The sequence below is a fragment of the Oceanicella actignis genome, from assembly GCF_008124525.1.
Taxonomy (GTDB): domain Bacteria; phylum Pseudomonadota; class Alphaproteobacteria; order Rhodobacterales; family Rhodobacteraceae; genus Oceanicella; species Oceanicella actignis.
In genome coordinates, this window is record NZ_VNHJ01000009.1 from 61,006 (window position 1) to 75,688 (window position 14,683).

The following is a 14,683-nucleotide window of genomic DNA, read 5'->3' on the forward strand; positions in this document are numbered from 1 at the left end:
GGCGGCGGCCGAGGAAAGCCCGCTCCAACGGGCGGGCGGGTTGCGTGAAGGCGGCGCGCGCCGGGCCGGGGGGGCGGCGCGTCCGAACGCGGCACGTGCGATGCCCGGGTTCTCGGATGGGGTGCCCGAGGGCGGCGCGTTGCGGGTCAGGGGCCGGGCGCGCCCGAAAGGCGGCCCGTTCGGGGCCGCGACCGGGGATGGCGTGCCGGGGCGCGGCGCGTGAGTCGCCCGGGATGTCGGATGGCGCGCCAGAGGGTGGGGGGGCCGGGGCTGCGCGCTCGAAAGGCGGCGAGATCCGGGTCGGGGGTGAGGCGCCCGAAGGCTGCGCGTGCGATCCCCGGGCTGTCGGATCACGCCCGAGCGCGGGGCGTGCCGGGGATGGGGTGTCGGAAGGCGGCGCGTGGGGCGCCGGGGTTGTCGGATGAAGGGCGCGAGGGCGGCGTGTCGGGAAGGGGTCGGGCCGTGCGCCAGAGGGCGGCGTGTGCCGGGCGGGGGCCTGGATTGCCGCTACGGAAGGCTGCTTGCGCCGGGCCGGGGCCGAACATGGCGCGCCTGAAGGCTGCGCGTGCGGGGTCTGGGGCTGGCGGCTGGCGCATCCGGCGGATGGCGCGGGCCGGCCTTGCGCTCGGGGCTGGGATGGCGTCCAAGGGGGCTTGCGCGCCGGTGCGTCGCGGTCGGCGTCGCTTGGGCGGGCGGGCGCGCTCAGACGTCGCCGGTTTCGCCGCCGCGGGCGAAGGCCGCGAGGGTGGCGGCGCCGACCAGCCCCGCCGCGCCGATGAGGCTGTAGGCGGCCAGGGCGACCAGGAAGTGCACGCCCGAGAGCAGCGCCGCGACGAAGGCCGCGCCGCCCAGAAGCATGCCGATGATGAGCGCTGCAAAAACCGTGTCCGTCATGTTCGTTCCCCTCGCGTTCACTGGGAACAAAATGCGGACTCTCGATTTCCAAACTCTTAACGCAGGCGCGTCCAAGGGGCGGAAATTGCGCGCGATTTTAGCGAAATGAGGCGCGACCGGGCCCGCGCCCTCAGGTGTTGAACAGGAAGTGCAGGACGTCGCCGTCCGCGACCTCGTAGTTCTTGCCCTCGATGCGCATCTTGCCGGCCTCTTTCGCGCCCTGCTCGCCGCCGCAGGCGACGTAGTCCTCGTAGGCGATGGTCTCGGCGCGGATGAAGCCGCGCTCGAAATCGCCGTGGATCACGCCCGCGGCCTGAGGCGCCCTGGTCCCGGCCTTGATGGTCCAGGCGCGGGCCTCCTTGGGGCCGACGGTGAAGTAGGTGCGCAGACCCAGAAGCTCGTAGCCCGCGCGGATCAGCCGGTCGAGGCCCGGCTCGGACAGCCCCAGCTCGGCCAGGAACTCGGCCCGCTCGGCGTCGTCGAGCTGGGCGATCTCTTCCTCGATGGCGGCCGAGATGACCACCGACGCCGCGCCCTGCTCGGCGGCCATGGCGGCCACCTTCTCGGACAGCGCATTGCCCGTGGCGGCCGAGGCTTCGTCCACGTTGCACACGTAAAGCACCGGCTTGGCCGTCAGCAGCTGCAGGGCGCGCCAGGCGCGCGCGTCCTCTTCGGCCACGGCGACGGTGCGCGCGGGGCGCCCCTGCTCGAGCGCCTCGGCGGCCATGCGCAGCAGGCGGTCCTGGTCGCGCGCCTCCTTGTCGCCGCTCTTGAGCCGCCGCGCCAGGCCCTGAAGGCGGCGCTCGACGCTTTCCAGATCCGCCAGCATCAGCTCGGTCTCGATGGTCTGGGCGTCGGCGATGGGGTCCACGCGGCCCTCGACATGGGTCACGTCGTCATCCTCGAAGCAGCGCAGCACATGGGCGATGGCGTCGACCTCGCGGATGTTGGCGAGGAACTGGTTGCCCAGCCCCTCGCCCTTCGAGGCGCCCTTCACCAGCCCGGCGATGTCCACGAAGGTCAGCCGCGCGGGGATGATCTGCCGCGAGCCGGCGATGCGCGCCAGCTCGTTCAGGCGCGGATCGGGCACCGAGACCTCGCCCACATTCGGCTCGATGGTGCAGAAGGGGAAGTTGGCCGCCTGCGCCGCGGCGGTGCGGGTGAGCGCGTTGAAGAGCGTGGACTTGCCGACGTTCGGCAGCCCGACGATGCCGCATTTGAAACCCATGGCGCTTTCCTCGATACAGCCTCGTTCCGGTCGGCCCGCCGCATGACATGCGCGCGCGGGCCGGTCAAGGGCGGGTCAGGAGAAGCGGCGCTTGAGCCGCTCGAGCGGCGAAAGGGCGGCGTCGTCCTTGGCCCCGTCGCCCCCCGCATCTGGCCCGCGGCGCCCTTCGTCGGCTTTGCGCCCGTCGTCGGCCGCGCCGCCCGGCGGGGTCTGCGCGGCGGGGCGCGGCGGGGGCGCCATGCGCAGCGCGACGGCGTTCATGAAGCCCGAGTCGTCGTCCTCGGCCAGCCTGGGGGCGGCGTCCGAGACGGCGCGCAGCAGATCGTCGAGCCAGGCCTCGTCCGCCTTGGCGAAGTCGTGCAGCACATAGGCGGCCACCTGCGCCTTCTGGGCCGGGCGGCCGATGCCCAGGCGCACGCGCGCATAGTCGGGCCCCGCGTGCTGGTGGATCGAGCGCAGGCCGTTGTGGCCGGCATGGCCGCCGCCGCGCTTGACGCGGCACTTGCCCGGGGCCAGGTCCAGCTCGTCGTGGAAGACGGTCACATCGGCGGGGTCGAGCTTGTGAAAGCGCATGGCCGCGCCGACCGACTGGCCCGACAGGTTCATGTAGGTCTGGGGCTTGAGCAGCAGGACCTTCTCGCGCCCCAGCCGGCCTTCGCTGACCAGGCCCTGGAACTTGGCGCGCCAGGGCGAGAAGCCGTGATCGGCCGCGATGCGGTCGAGGGCCATGAAGCCGATGTTGTGGCGGTTGCGGGCGTATTTCTCGCCCGGGTTCCCAAGGCCGACGAACAGTTTCATGGCGTCATGCTCCTTGCGCGCGGTCCTGAACGCAAGCCGCCGCCCGGCGGGGCCGGGCGGCGGCGAGGGTCAAGGGCGGCCGGGCCCCGTCACTCCTCGGTTTCGGCCTCGGCCTCTGCCTCGGCCTCTTCCTCGTCATCGGCCGAGCGCAGGCTGGAGGGCGCCGAGATGTTCGCGATCACGAAGTCGCGGTCGGTGATGACCGGGCGCGCGCCCTTGGGCAGCGCGACGTCCGAGATGTGGATCACGTCGCCGATGTCGCGGCCGGCCAGGTCCACCACGATCTTCTCGGGGATGTCGCCGGCGGTCACGCGCAGCTCGACCTCGGGACGCACGACGACCAGCGTGCCGCCCTTCTTGATGCCGGGCGCCTCTTCCTCGTTCACGAACTCGACGGGGATGTAGAGGTTGATGCGGCTGCGCTCGGACAGGCGCAGGAAGTCGACATGCGTGGGCAGGTCGCGCACGATGTCGCGCTGCACGCCGCGGCAGATCACGCGGTTGTCCTCGCCGTCGACGCGCACGTTGATCAGCGTGGCCAGGAACTTGCCGGCCTTGAGGCGCTTGATCAGCTCGTTGAACTTCACGTTGATCGCGACGGGGTCCTTGCCGCCGCCATAGATCACGCCCGGAACGAGGCCCGCGCGACGGGCGGCGCGGGCAGCCCCTTTGCCCGTGCCTTCGCGACGCGTGGCTTCGAGAATCGGCATCTCGGCCATGTCATGTCTCCTGTCTGTGAGGCGCGGCGATCCTCCAGGGGTGTAAGCGCCGCGAACCGCGGGCTTTTAGCCGAGTCGGCGGGCGAAGGCAAAGGGAAAGCCGCTCCGATGGCCGCGGCCGCGCGGGCCGGCGCGGCGGGCTTGCGCGCGGGGCGAAGAATTGGATAAATGTTCTGACCAATTCGGGAGGCGCCCATGTCAACCACCCCCGCGCCGCGCGTGGCGCTGTTCGTCACCTGCCTTGTGGACGCGTTCCGTCCCTCGGTGGGATTCGCCGCGCTCAGGCTGCTCGAGGAGGCGGGCTGCGAGGTCGAGGTTCCGGCCGTCCAGACATGCTGCGGCCAGCCCTCGTGGAACTCGGGCGACCGCGAGGGGGCGCGGCGCATGGCCCGGCGCGTCGTCGAGGCCTTCGATGGCTACGATCACGTGGTCGCCCCCTCGGGCAGCTGCGCGGCCACCGTCGCGCGCGACTATCCGGCCATGTTCGAACCCGGCGATCCCTGGCGCGCCCGGGCCGAGGCGCTGGCCGCGCGCACGCACGAGATCGTCAGCTTCCTGACCGACGTTCTCGGGCTGAGCGAGGTGTCGGCGCGGCTCGACGCGGCCGCGACCTATCACGACAGCTGCTCGGGGCTGCGCGCGCTGGGGGTCAAGGCGCAGCCGCGCAAGCTCCTGGCCTCGGTGCAGGGGCTGGAGCTGCGCGAGATGTCCGATCCCGAGGCGTGCTGCGGCTTCGGCGGCACGTTCTGCGTCAAGTATCCCGAGATCTCGGGCGCCATGGTCGCCGACAAGGCCGAGGACATCGCCGCCACCGGCGCCGATCTGGTGCTGGCGGGCGACCTGGGCTGCCTGATGAACATGGCGGGCAAGCTCTCGCGCCAGGGGCGGGCGATCCGCGCGCGCCACGTGGTCGAGGTGCTGGCCGGCATGACCGACGGCCCCGCCATCGGCGAGGCCCCCGAGGCCGACGCCCGCGACGCGCGCAAGGGGAAGGCGACATGACCCATCTGCAGACATCGGACCGCTTCGCGCAGAATGTGCGCGAGGCGCTGGCCGACGCCAACCTTCAGGCGGCGCTGCGCGGCGCGCGCGGCAACTTCATCGCCAAGCGCGCCAAGGCGGCCGCCTTGGTGCCCGAGTTCGACGCCATCCGCGACGCGGCGCGCGACATGAAGAACGCGACGCTGGCCGATCTGGACCTGTGGCTCGAGCATTACGAGCGCAAGGTGACCGAGGCGGGCGGCGTCGTGCACTGGGCCGAAAGCGCCGAGGACGCCCGCGCCATCGTGCTGGACATCTGCCGCAAGGCCGGCGCGCGCACGGTCAACAAGGGCAAGACGATGATCTCGGAGGAATGCGGGATCAACGACTGGCTCGAGCGCAACGGCATCCGCCCGGTCGAGACGGATCTGGGCGAATACATCATCCAGCTGCGCGGCGAGACGCCCAGCCACATCATCGCCCCGGCCGTGCACGTCACCGTGCCGCAGGTGCGCGAAGAGTTCCGCAAGGCCCATGCCGACCTGCCGCCCGACCGCGACCTCGAGGGGCTGGACACGCTGCTGACCGAGGCCCGCCGCGTGCTGCGGCGCAAGTATTTCGAGGCCGAGGTTGGCATCACCGGCGCCAACATGCTGATCGCCGAGACGGGCCAGAGCGTGATCGTCACCAATGAGGGCAACGGCGATCTGAGCCAGTCGCTGCCGCGGGTGCACATCGTGCTGGCCTCGATCGAGAAGGTCGTGCCCACGCTCGAGGACGCCTCGACGGTGCTGCGCCTGCTGGCGCGCTCGGCCACGGGGCAGGAGATGTCGGTCTACACCACCTTCTCGTCCGGCCCGCGCCGCCGCGACGACCCGGACGGCCCCGAGGAATACCACGTCGTGCTGCTGGACAACGGGCGCTCGAACATGGTCGGCGGTCCGTTCCAGGACATGCTGCGCTGCATCCGCTGCGGCGCGTGCATGAACCACTGCCCCGTCTATCAGACCATCGGCGGGCACGCCTATGGCTGGGTCTATCCGGGGCCGATGGGGGCGGTGCTGACGCCGGCGCTGACGGGGATCGAGAAATCGCGCGACCTGCCCAACGCCTCGACCTTCTGCGGCCGCTGCGAAGAGGTCTGCCCCATGCGCATCCCCCTGCCGGGCATGATGCGCCACTGGCGCGCGCAGGAGTTCGAGCGCCGCCTGACCCCGGGCGCGGTGCGCTGGGGGCTGGGCGCGTGGACCTGGCTGGCCGAGCGTCCGCGCCTTTACCGCGCCGCCACCCGCGCCGCGGCGCTGGCGCTGCGGGCGATGGCGCGCGGCGGGCGGCTGCGGCGCCTGCCGCTGGGGCGCGGCTGGACCGCGCATCGCGACTTCCCGGCGCCCGAGGGCGACACCTTCATGGCCCGCTATGCGCGCGGCGAGCGCCCGCCCGCGCGGCAGGCCGCCGCGCCGCCGCCGCGCGCCCAAGCGCAAGACGGAGCGCGGCCATGAGCGCGCGCGACCGCATCCTGTCCCGCATCCGCCGCGCCACGGCGCAGGGCCGCGACGAGGCCGAGCGGCGCGAGGCCGTGCGCGCGCGCCTGGCCGCCGCGGGTCGTCAGACCGCCCCCACCCCCGCCGGCGCCCGCACGCCGCCCGAGGCCCGCCTGGCCCAGTTCGAGGACAAGCTGCGCGCGGTGGACGCCACCGTGTCGCATGTGCCGCGGCTGGCCGATCTGCCCGCGGCGCTGGCGCATGAGCTGCGCGCGCGCAACCTGCCGCCGTCGCTGCGCATGGGCGAGGAGCCGGCCTTCGCCGCGCTCGACTGGACGGGGCTCGAGGTCTCGCGCGGCCCCGGCCGGCTCGAAGAGCCCGCCGCCCTCTCGCGCGCCTGGTTCGGCGTGGCCGAGACCGGCACGCTGGCGTTGCTTTCGGGTCCCGACAACCCGGTGACGCTGACCTTCCTGGCCGAGACGCATTTCGTCGCCCTGCGCCGGGCCGACATCCTGCCCGGGCTGGACGAGCTGTGGGCCGCGCTGCGCGCTTCGGGGCGCGACGCGCGCACGGTCAACCTGGTCACGGGGCCGTCGCGCTCGGCCGACATCGGCCAGGTGCTGCAGCTGGGCGCGCATGGCCCGGTGGCGCTGCATGTGTTCGTGATCGACGACTGAGCCGGCCGGCCCGCGGGCGCGGCGCGGCGCCGCGGCTCAGTCGTCCCAAACGAGCGGCCAGGCGGCGGCGTTCGCCTGGCGGAACAGGCCGACATGACCGATCGCCCGCGTTCCCGCGTCGCGGGGCGAGATCACGCGCAGCTCGGACTCGGCTTCGGGGTGGAACTCGGCCAGGCGGGCCGCGGTGGCGGGCGAGAGGATGGCGTCGTCCTCGATCGCGGCGATGATCAGGCGCCCCGAGAAGGGCGGCGAGACGGGCGCGGGCAGGCGGCCGCCCCAATCGGGCCGGTGCAGGTCGCGGTTGCAGCACCAGCGTTTCCATTCGCGGAACACGCCGGGGGGCATGTCCTCGCCCAGCCCCAGCCGGCTGCCGGGCAGGTAGCCCAGCGCGCGCACGGCCAGAGGCCCCAGAACATGCCAGAACAGAAAGGCCATCGGCATCCCGCGCAGCGGCGCGGCGCGCCACCATGCCGGCCCCGAGGCCACCGCGATCAGCCGCGCCACGCGGTGCGCGTCCTTGTGGAACATGGTCATGAACCCGCCCAGCGAGTGCCCGACGACGCGGATCTCGGCGTCGGGGTGGCGCGCGCACAGCCATGCCAGCGCCGCCTCCTGATCGCACACCCCCCAGTCGGACATGCCGACGGTCGAGCGGCGCAGCGCGCGCGGGCTGCGGTCGTCGGTCGCGCGATAGCCGTAGATCAGGCAGGCGACGCCGCGCTCGGCGGCCAGCCAGCGGGCGAAGCGGGCGTAGTAGTCGCGCGGCACGCCGGTGGCGGGGTGAATCACTGCCGCGACCTCGGGCGTCCGGCCCTCGGGTTCGAACAGGCGCCCGCGCAGCGTCAGCCCCGGCGGGGTCGGACCCGACAGGGTGCGCGCGACGGGGATGCGCACGTCGCTCACGCGCAGCTGCGCCTCCTGGCCCTCGGCGGCGGGCGAAGGGGAATCGGCAAGTGTCATGGTCGGCCGTCGCTCGTTCCGTTCCGCGCGCCATGCGATTGCTTTCGGCGCGATGCTGTGGAACAACGTTCCGCAAGGATCGGCGGCGGGTCAACCGCGACCGCGCGTCAGCGCCCGGCCCCGACCGCGACAAGACGCCAACCGGGGGGGGGGATCATGCCCGACATTCTGCGCCGCGAGGACCTCGACTTTCTGCTCAACGACGTCTTCGACCTCGAGGAGCTGTGCCGCCGGCCCTTCTACGCCGAGCATGAGCGCGCCGACATCGACGCCATGATGGACACCGCCGAGCGCCTGGCCGAAGAGGTGTTCCAGCCCTTCGCCGCCAAGCTCGACGCCAACGAGCCCACCTTCGACGGCGAGCGCGTGCACATCATCCCCGAGGTCCCCGCCGCGCTGGAAACCTACCGCCAGGCGGGCTTTCCGGCCATGGCCTTTCCCGCCGAGATCGGCGGCATGGGCCTGCCCTACATGGCGGCCACGGCCATCGGCGCCTGGTTCGCGGCGGCCAACGGCCCGGCCATGGGCTATCTGAGCCTGACGGGCTGGGCGGCGAACCTTCTGGCCACTCATGGCTCGGAAGAGCTCAAGGCGCGCTATCTGGGCCCGATGTGCGAGGGGCGCTATTTCGGCACCATGTGCCTGAGCGAGCCGCAGGCCGGCTCGTCGCTGGGCGACATCCGCACCCGCGCCGAGCGGCGCGAGGACGGAACCTTCCGCCTGTTCGGCTCGAAGATGTGGATCTCGGGCGGCGAGCACGACATGTCCGAGAACATCATCCACTTCGTCCTCGCGCGCATCCCCGGCGCGCCGCCGGGCGTCAAGGGCATCTCGCTGTTCTGCGTGCCGCGCATCCTGCCCGACGGCGCGCGCAACGACGTGCGGCTGATGGGGCTGAACCACAAGATGGGCAATCGCGGCACGGTGAACACCGCCCTCGCCTTCGGCGAGAAGGAGGGCGCCGTGGGCTGGCTGGTCGGGCAGGAGAATCACGGCCTGGCCTGCATGTTCGTGATGATGAACGAGGCGCGCGTATCCGTCGGCCTGTCGGCCGCCGCGCTGGCCATGACGGGCTATCTGCACGCCCTGTCCTACGCGCGCGAGCGCCTTCAGGGCCGGCCGCTGACGGGGCGCGATCCCTCCGCGCCCATGATCCCCATCATCCAGCACGCGGATGTGCGGCGCATGCTGCTGCAGGCCAAGTGCTACGCCGAGGGCGGCATGGCGCTGTGCCTTTACGCGGCGCGCCTGATCGACGATCTGCGCTCGGGAACCGACGAGGACGCCGCCGAGGCGCGCCGCCTGCTCGAGATCCTGACCCCGATCGTCAAGTCCTGGCCCTCGGAGTTCGGCCTGCGCGCGAACGACAACGCGATCCAGGTGCATGGCGGCTACGGCTACACGCGCGACTACCCCGTCGAGCGCATGTATCGCGACAACCGCCTGAACCCGATCCACGAGGGCACGAAGGGCATCCAGGGCCTGGACCTGCTGGGCCGCAAGGTTCCCATGGAGGGCGGCGCCCCCTTCCGCGCCCTGCTGGCGCGCATGCGCCGCACGCTGGCCGAGGCCGAGGGCGACGAGGCGCTGGCCGACATCCGCGCCGCGGTGGCCGAGGCCGTCGACGGCGCCGAGCGCACCACCGCCGCCATGCTGGCCGCCGCGCCCAAGGCGGGCGCCGAGGCCTTCACCGCCAACGCCACCATCTATCTCGACATGCTGGGGCATGTGACGGTGGGCTGGCTGTGGCTGCGCCAGGCGCTGGCGGCGCGGCGCGCCCTCGCCGCCGGCGGGGCGGGGCGCGAGGACTTCCTGCGCGGCAAGATCGACGCCGCGCGCTGGTTCTGCCGCTACGAGCTGCCGCTGACGCATGCATGGCGCGGCATGATCGAGGGGCTCGACCGCACCACGCTGGACACGCCGCCCGAACATCTGTGAGCGCGCCGGCGGCGCCGGGCCGCCCCCGCCCCCGCCCCCGCCCCCCTTGCGCCCCCGCCGCGGCGGGTCCGAGGGGGCGGGGTCGGCCGCCGCTTCGCCCCCTTCGCCGGGCTCGGCTGCGCCTGATCCGCGCCGGCCGCCGGGCGCGCGCCCGGTGCGACGCCCATGGCCGCGCCGGGGGACGGCTTCGGAGAGGGGTTCGGAGCCGCCCGCGGCCTCCGCGCCCGGCCCCCCGCCGCGCGCGGCGGCCAGCGGCCGCGCCCGCGCGCAACGCCGCCTCCGGCCCCGCCGATCATCCCCCGCTGCGCTCCCCCGCCGCCGCGCCCGCGCCTTGCAGCCTGGTCTGCGCGCGCGCCTTGCCTGCGCGCGCGCTTGCGTGCATTGTGCAGCGCGTCATGGGGCCGCGGGCTCCGCCGTCGTCGCAGAAGGGGTGAGCAGGTCGCAATGCGCAGCTTCCAGAAGATACTCGTCGCCAACCGCTCCGAGATCGCCATCCGCGTCATGCGCGCGGCCAACGAGCTGGGCAAGCGAACCGTCGCGGTCTATGCCGAGGAGGACCGCCTGGGCCTGCACCGCTTCAAGGCCGACGAAGCCTACAAGATCGGCGAGGGGCTGGGGCCGGTCGAGGCCTATCTGTCGATCGACGAGATCATCCGCGTCGCGCGCGAAAGCGGCGCCGACGCGATCCACCCGGGCTATGGCCTGCTGTCCGAGAACCCCGACTTCGTCGACGCCTGCGAGGCCGCCGGCATCGCCTTCATCGGCCCGCGCGCCGAAACCATGCGCATGCTGGGCGACAAGGCGTCGGCCCGCCGCGCCGCCATCGAGGCGGGCGTGCCCGTGGTGCCCGCCAGCCCGGTGCTGCCCGACCCCGACCAGGGCATGGACGAGATCCGCCGCATGGCCGAGGAGATCGGCTACCCCCTCATGCTCAAGGCCAGCTGGGGCGGCGGCGGGCGCGGCATGCGGCCGATCATGGGGCCGGACGAGCTGGAAGAGAAGGTGCGCGCCGGCCGGCGCGAGGCCGAGGCCGCCTTCGGCAACGGCGAGGGATACCTTGAAAAGCTCATCCCCCGCGCGCGCCATGTCGAGGTGCAGATCCTGGGCGACGGCCAGGGCAACATCGTGCATCTGTTCGAGCGCGACTGCTCGGTGCAGCGCCGCAACCAGAAGGTGGTCGAGCGCGCCCCCGCCCCCTACCTGACCGACGAGCAGCGCGCCGAGCTGTGCGAGCTGGCCCTGCGCATCGCCCGCCACGCGCGCTATCAGAACGCCGGCACGGTCGAGTTCCTGCAGGACATGGCGACCGGCGAGTTCCATTTCATCGAGGTCAACCCCCGCATCCAGGTCGAGCACACCGTGACCGAAGAGGTCACCGGCATCGACATCGTCAAGGCGCAGATCCGCATCGCCGAGGGCGCCGACATCGCCCAGGCCACCGGCGTTCCGGGGCAGGAGGCCATCAAGCTTGCCGGCCACGCCATCCAGTGCCGCATCACCACCGAGGACCCGCTCAACAACTTCATCCCCGACTACGGCCGCATCACCGCCTATCGCGGGGCGACGGGCTTCGGCATCCGGCTTGACGGGGGCACCGCCTATTCGGGCGCGGTCATCACGCGCTACTACGACAGCCTGCTCGAGAAGGTCACCGCCTGGGCGCCGACGCCCGAGGAGGCGATCGCGCGCATGGACCGCGCCTTGCGCGAGTTCCGCATCCGCGGCGTGGCCACCAACATCGCCTTCGTCGAGAACCTGCTCAAGCACCCGAAATTCCGCGACAACTCGTATCACACCAAGTTCATCGACGAGACGCCCGAGCTGTTCGACTTCAAGCCGCGGCGCGACCGCGCCACGCGGCTGCTGACCTTCATCGCGGACGTGACCGTGAACGGAAACCCCGAGGTCGCCGGCCGCCCGCGCCCGCCCGCCCATGCGCGCCAGCCCCAGCCCCCGCGCCTTCTGGCCGAGGCGCCCGCGCCGGGAACGAAGACCCTGCTCGAACGCGAGGGGCCCAAGGCCGTGGCCGACTGGGCGCTGGCGCAGCGCGCGGCGCTGATCACCGACACGACCATGCGCGATGCGCACCAGTCGCTGCTGGCCACGCGCATGCGCTCGTTCGACATGCTGCGCGTCGCGGACGCCTATGCGCGCAACCTGCCGCAGCTGTTCTCGGTCGAGTGCTGGGGCGGCGCGACCTTCGACGTGGCCTATCGCTTCTTGCAGGAATGCCCGTGGAAGCGGCTGGTCGAGCTGCGCAAGAAGCTGCCCAACGTGATGACGCAGATGCTGCTGCGCGGGGCGAACGGGGTCGGCTACGCCAACTATCCCGACAACGTGGTGCGCAAGTTCGTCCATCAGGCCGCCGAGTCGGGGGTGGACGTGTTCCGCGTCTTCGACAGCCTGAACTGGGTCGAGAACATGCGCGTGGCCATGGACGCTGTGCTCGAGAGCGGCCGCGTGCTCGAGGGCGCGATCTGCTACACCGGCGACATCCTGGACCCCGACCGCGCGAAATACGACCTGAAGTATTACGTCTCGATGGCGCGGCAGCTGCGCGACGCGGGCGTGCACATGATCGGCGTCAAGGACATGGCGGGCCTGCTCAAGCCCGCCCAGGCGCGCATCCTGATCCGCGCGATCAAGGAGGATGTCGGCCTGCCGATCCACTTCCACACCCATGACACCTCGGGCATCGGCGCGGCGGGCGTGCTGGCCGCGATCGAGGCGGGGGCCGACATCGTGGACGCGGCCATGGACTCGATGTCGGGCCTGACCTCGCAGCCCTGCCTCGGTTCGATCGTCGAGGCGCTGCGCTTCACCGAGCACGAGACCGGGCTCGACCCGGCGGCCATCCGGGCGATCTCGGATTACTGGGAGCAGGTGCGCCTGCAATACGCCGCCTTCGAGACCGAGATGAAGTCGGGCGCCTCGGAAGTCTATCTGCACGAGATGCCCGGCGGCCAGTTCACCAACCTCAAGGCCCAGGCCCGCGCGCTGGGGCTGGAAGAGCGCTGGCACGAGGTCGCGCGCATGTATGCCGAGGTGAACCGCATGTTCGGCGACATCGTCAAGGTCACCCCCTCGTCCAAGGTGGTGGGCGACATGGCGCTGATGATGGTCTCGGCCGGGCTGACGCCGCAGGACGTGCTCGACCCCGAGAAGGAGATCTCGTTCCCCGAGTCGGTGGTGGGCATGATCCGCGGCGATCTCGGCCAGCCGCCGGGCGGCTGGCCCGAGGCGCTGACGCGCAAGATCCTCAAGGGCGAGGCGCCGAGCCTCGAGCGGCCGGGCGCCAAGCTGCCCCCGGTCGATCTCGAGGCCGAGCGCGCGGCGCTGTCGAAGCGGCTGGGCGTTCCGGTCGACGACGAGGATCTGTGCGGCTACCTGATGTATCCCAAGGTGTTCGTCGACTACCGCGAGCGGCACAAGGATTACGGCCCCGTGCGCGTCCTGCCGACCAGGACCTTCTTCTACGGCATGGAGCCGCAGGAAGAGGTCGAGATCGAGCTCGAGCCGGGCAAGCGGCTTCAGGTCGTGCTCTCCGCCATCGGCGAGACGGCCGAGGACGGAACGGTGAAGGTGTTCTTCGAGCTGAACGGCCAGCCGCGCACCATCACCGTGCCCAACCGCCACGTCGCCGCGGCGACGGCGCGCCGGCCCAAGGCCGACCTGTCGAACCCCGCCCATGTCGCCGCGCCCATGCCGGGCATGGTCGCGTCGGTGGCCGTGCAGCCGGGGCGCGCGGTCAAGGCGGGCGATCTGCTGCTGACCATCGAGGCGATGAAGATGGAGACCGCCATCCACGCCGAGCGCGACGGCGTGGTCAAGGCCGTGCACGCCCCCGCCGGCGCGCAGATCGACGCCAAGGATCTGCTGCTGGAATTCGAGGACTGAGGCCCCATGCGCCGCGCGCGGGCGCTGGCCCGGCGCGGCGCTTTCTGCTAGGCCGAAGGCATGTTCGATCCGATGACGCTGCTGGCCGCGCCATTCGCGCGCGGCGATCTGCCCGCGCCGGGGCCCGAGGCGCCGATGGCGGTCCTGCGCGCGCGTCCGCCTTCGGCCCCGGTCTTCGCGCCCGGCGATCTGAAATGCGAGCAGGGCATGCGCCCGCTGCACGATGCGCTGGCGCAGGCGGGTTTCGACGTGACCCCGCGCCTTGACGCGCCCGAGGGCGCCTTCGCGGCCGCCGCCGTCGCGCTGACCCGCGCCAAGGCCGAGAACCGCGCCAATTTCGCCCGCGCCTGGCGCATGACCCGCCCCGGCGGCGCGGTGCTGGCGGCGGGGGCCAAGACCGACGGCGTGGAAAGCCTGCAAAAGGACCTGCGCCGCGTCATCGCGCTTGACGGCGCGATCCCCCGCGACCATGGCCGCGTCATCTGGGCGCGGCGCACGTCCGACACGCCGCCCGAGTTCGACCGCTGGATCGCCGAGGCGGCGCCCGCCATCCGCGTCGAGGGCCGCTTTCGGACCGTGGCCGGCGCCTTCAGCTGGACCGAGGCGGACCCCGGCTCGCAGCTTCTGGCGCAGAACCTGCCGCCGCTGTCGGGCAAGGTGGCCGATCTTGGCGCGGGCTGGGGCTGGCTGGCCGATGCGGCGCTGCGCCGCGGCGCGCCCGAGGCGGTGGACCTGTTCGAAGCCGACGCGGCCGCGCTCGACTGCGCGCGCCGCAACGTCGCCGACCCGCGCGCGCGCTTCTTCTGGGCCGACGCGGCGGGTCCCGAGATCCCGCGCGGGGAATATGACTGGGTCATCTCGAACCCGCCCTTTCACGAGGGGCGCGCGGTGTCGATCGCGCTCGGCCACGGGTTTCTGGAGGCGGCGGCGCGGATGCTGGCGCCGGGCGGAACCTTCATGCTGGTCGCCAATCGCAGCCTGCCCTACGAAAGGCGCCTGAACGAGCTGTTCGGCCAGGTCGAGCAGCTGGCCCTGACGCCGCGCTACAAGGTGCTGAGCGCGCGCCGCCCCCGCCGCCGCCGCGCATGAGCGCGCGTCGCCCGCTTTTCG

General features: G+C 72.5%; 11 protein-coding genes. 6 read left to right on the top strand and 5 right to left on the bottom strand.

Annotated features, from left to right (window positions below; genetic code table 11):
- Positions 1–702: 702 nt before the first annotated feature.
- The 4 genes from LY05_RS12530 to LY05_RS12545 all read right to left on the bottom strand — a co-directional run bounded on the left by LY05_RS12530 (position 703) and on the right by LY05_RS12545 (position 3,639).
- A complete protein-coding gene (locus LY05_RS12530; protein WP_072748028.1) occupies positions 703–894 on the bottom strand; it encodes a hypothetical protein in 192 nt (63 codons plus the stop codon).
- Positions 895–1,024: 130 nt separating this feature from the next.
- Positions 1,025–2,122 carry a redox-regulated ATPase YchF gene (gene ychF / locus LY05_RS12535; protein ID WP_072748027.1) on the bottom strand — a complete coding sequence of 366 codons (1,098 nt, stop codon included), beginning with the start codon at positions 2,120–2,122 and terminating at the stop codon, positions 1,025–1,027.
- Positions 2,123–2,197: 75 nt separating this feature from the next.
- The gene (gene pth / locus LY05_RS12540; RefSeq protein WP_148923385.1) at positions 2,198–2,920 is read right to left on the bottom strand and encodes an aminoacyl-tRNA hydrolase; all 723 of its coding nucleotides are present in this window, start codon (positions 2,918–2,920) and stop codon (positions 2,198–2,200) included.
- A gap of 89 nt (positions 2,921–3,009) precedes the next feature.
- A complete protein-coding gene (locus tag LY05_RS12545; protein ID WP_072748025.1) occupies positions 3,010–3,639 on the bottom strand; it encodes a 50S ribosomal protein L25/general stress protein Ctc in 630 nt (209 codons plus the stop codon).
- A gap of 195 nt (positions 3,640–3,834) precedes the next feature.
- On the opposite strand from LY05_RS12545, the gene LY05_RS12550 reads away from it, so the two are divergent.
- Genes LY05_RS12550 through LY05_RS12560 form a run of 3 tightly spaced genes read left to right on the top strand, consistent with a single transcriptional unit; the run spans position 3,835 to position 6,778 of the window.
- Complete coding sequence (locus LY05_RS12550) at positions 3,835–4,641, top strand: (Fe-S)-binding protein (RefSeq protein WP_148923386.1); 807 nt, start codon at positions 3,835–3,837, stop codon at positions 4,639–4,641.
- Positions 4,638–6,119: a lactate utilization protein B gene (locus tag LY05_RS12555; protein WP_148923387.1), complete on the top strand. Its 1,482-nt coding sequence runs from the start codon at positions 4,638–4,640 to the stop codon at positions 6,117–6,119. The genes LY05_RS12550 and LY05_RS12555 overlap by 4 nt, the downstream gene beginning before the upstream one ends.
- Positions 6,116–6,778 carry a LutC/YkgG family protein gene (locus LY05_RS12560; protein WP_148923388.1) on the top strand — a complete coding sequence of 221 codons (663 nt, stop codon included), beginning with the start codon at positions 6,116–6,118 and terminating at the stop codon, positions 6,776–6,778. Before LY05_RS12555 ends, LY05_RS12560 begins: the two co-directional genes overlap by 4 nt.
- A 36-nt stretch (positions 6,779–6,814) precedes the next feature.
- On the opposite strand, the gene LY05_RS12565 is transcribed toward LY05_RS12560, so the two are convergent.
- Positions 6,815–7,738: an alpha/beta hydrolase family protein gene (locus tag LY05_RS12565; protein WP_148923389.1), complete on the bottom strand. Its 924-nt coding sequence runs from the start codon at positions 7,736–7,738 to the stop codon at positions 6,815–6,817.
- 156 nt (positions 7,739–7,894) lie between these two features.
- Here LY05_RS12565 and LY05_RS12570 point away from each other — a divergent pair, with 156 nt between their 5' ends.
- The 3 genes from LY05_RS12570 (at position 7,895) to LY05_RS12580 (ending at position 14,662) form a co-directional block, all read left to right on the top strand.
- A complete protein-coding gene (locus LY05_RS12570; protein WP_211356329.1) occupies positions 7,895–9,676 on the top strand; it encodes an acyl-CoA dehydrogenase in 1,782 nt (593 codons plus the stop codon).
- 444 nt (positions 9,677–10,120) lie between these two features.
- Entirely contained in the window at positions 10,121–13,573 is a 3,453-nt protein-coding gene (locus LY05_RS12575; protein WP_148923390.1) for a pyruvate carboxylase, read from the top strand.
- Between the two features lie 60 nt (positions 13,574–13,633).
- Positions 13,634–14,662 (top strand): class I SAM-dependent methyltransferase, encoded by a 1,029-nt coding sequence (locus LY05_RS12580; protein WP_148923391.1) that lies wholly within the window; start codon positions 13,634–13,636, stop codon positions 14,660–14,662.
- The last annotated feature ends 21 nt before the right edge of the window (positions 14,663–14,683 follow it).

What these genes read in the sequence shown, in the direction of transcription:
- LY05_RS12530 (WP_072748028.1), bottom strand. Translation starts at nt 894, where the DNA reads ATGACGGACACGGTTTTTGCAGCGCTCATCATCGGCATGCTTCTGGGC.
- ychF (WP_072748027.1), bottom strand. Translation starts at nt 2,122, where the DNA reads ATGGGTTTCAAATGCGGCATCGTCGGGCTGCCGAACGTCGGCAAGTCC.
- pth (WP_148923385.1), bottom strand. Translation starts at nt 2,920, where the DNA reads ATGAAACTGTTCGTCGGCCTTGGGAACCCGGGCGAGAAATACGCCCGC.
- LY05_RS12545 (WP_072748025.1), bottom strand. Translation starts at nt 3,639, where the DNA reads ATGGCCGAGATGCCGATTCTCGAAGCCACGCGTCGCGAAGGCACGGGC.
- LY05_RS12550 (WP_148923386.1), top strand. Translation starts at nt 3,835, where the DNA reads ATGTCAACCACCCCCGCGCCGCGCGTGGCGCTGTTCGTCACCTGCCTT.
- LY05_RS12555 (WP_148923387.1), top strand. Translation starts at nt 4,638, where the DNA reads ATGACCCATCTGCAGACATCGGACCGCTTCGCGCAGAATGTGCGCGAG.
- LY05_RS12560 (WP_148923388.1), top strand. Translation starts at nt 6,116, where the DNA reads ATGAGCGCGCGCGACCGCATCCTGTCCCGCATCCGCCGCGCCACGGCG.
- LY05_RS12565 (WP_148923389.1), bottom strand. Translation starts at nt 7,738, where the DNA reads ATGACACTTGCCGATTCCCCTTCGCCCGCCGCCGAGGGCCAGGAGGCG.
- LY05_RS12570 (WP_211356329.1), top strand. Translation starts at nt 7,895, where the DNA reads ATGCCCGACATTCTGCGCCGCGAGGACCTCGACTTTCTGCTCAACGAC.
- LY05_RS12575 (WP_148923390.1), top strand. Translation starts at nt 10,121, where the DNA reads ATGCGCAGCTTCCAGAAGATACTCGTCGCCAACCGCTCCGAGATCGCC.
- LY05_RS12580 (WP_148923391.1), top strand. Translation starts at nt 13,634, where the DNA reads ATGTTCGATCCGATGACGCTGCTGGCCGCGCCATTCGCGCGCGGCGAT.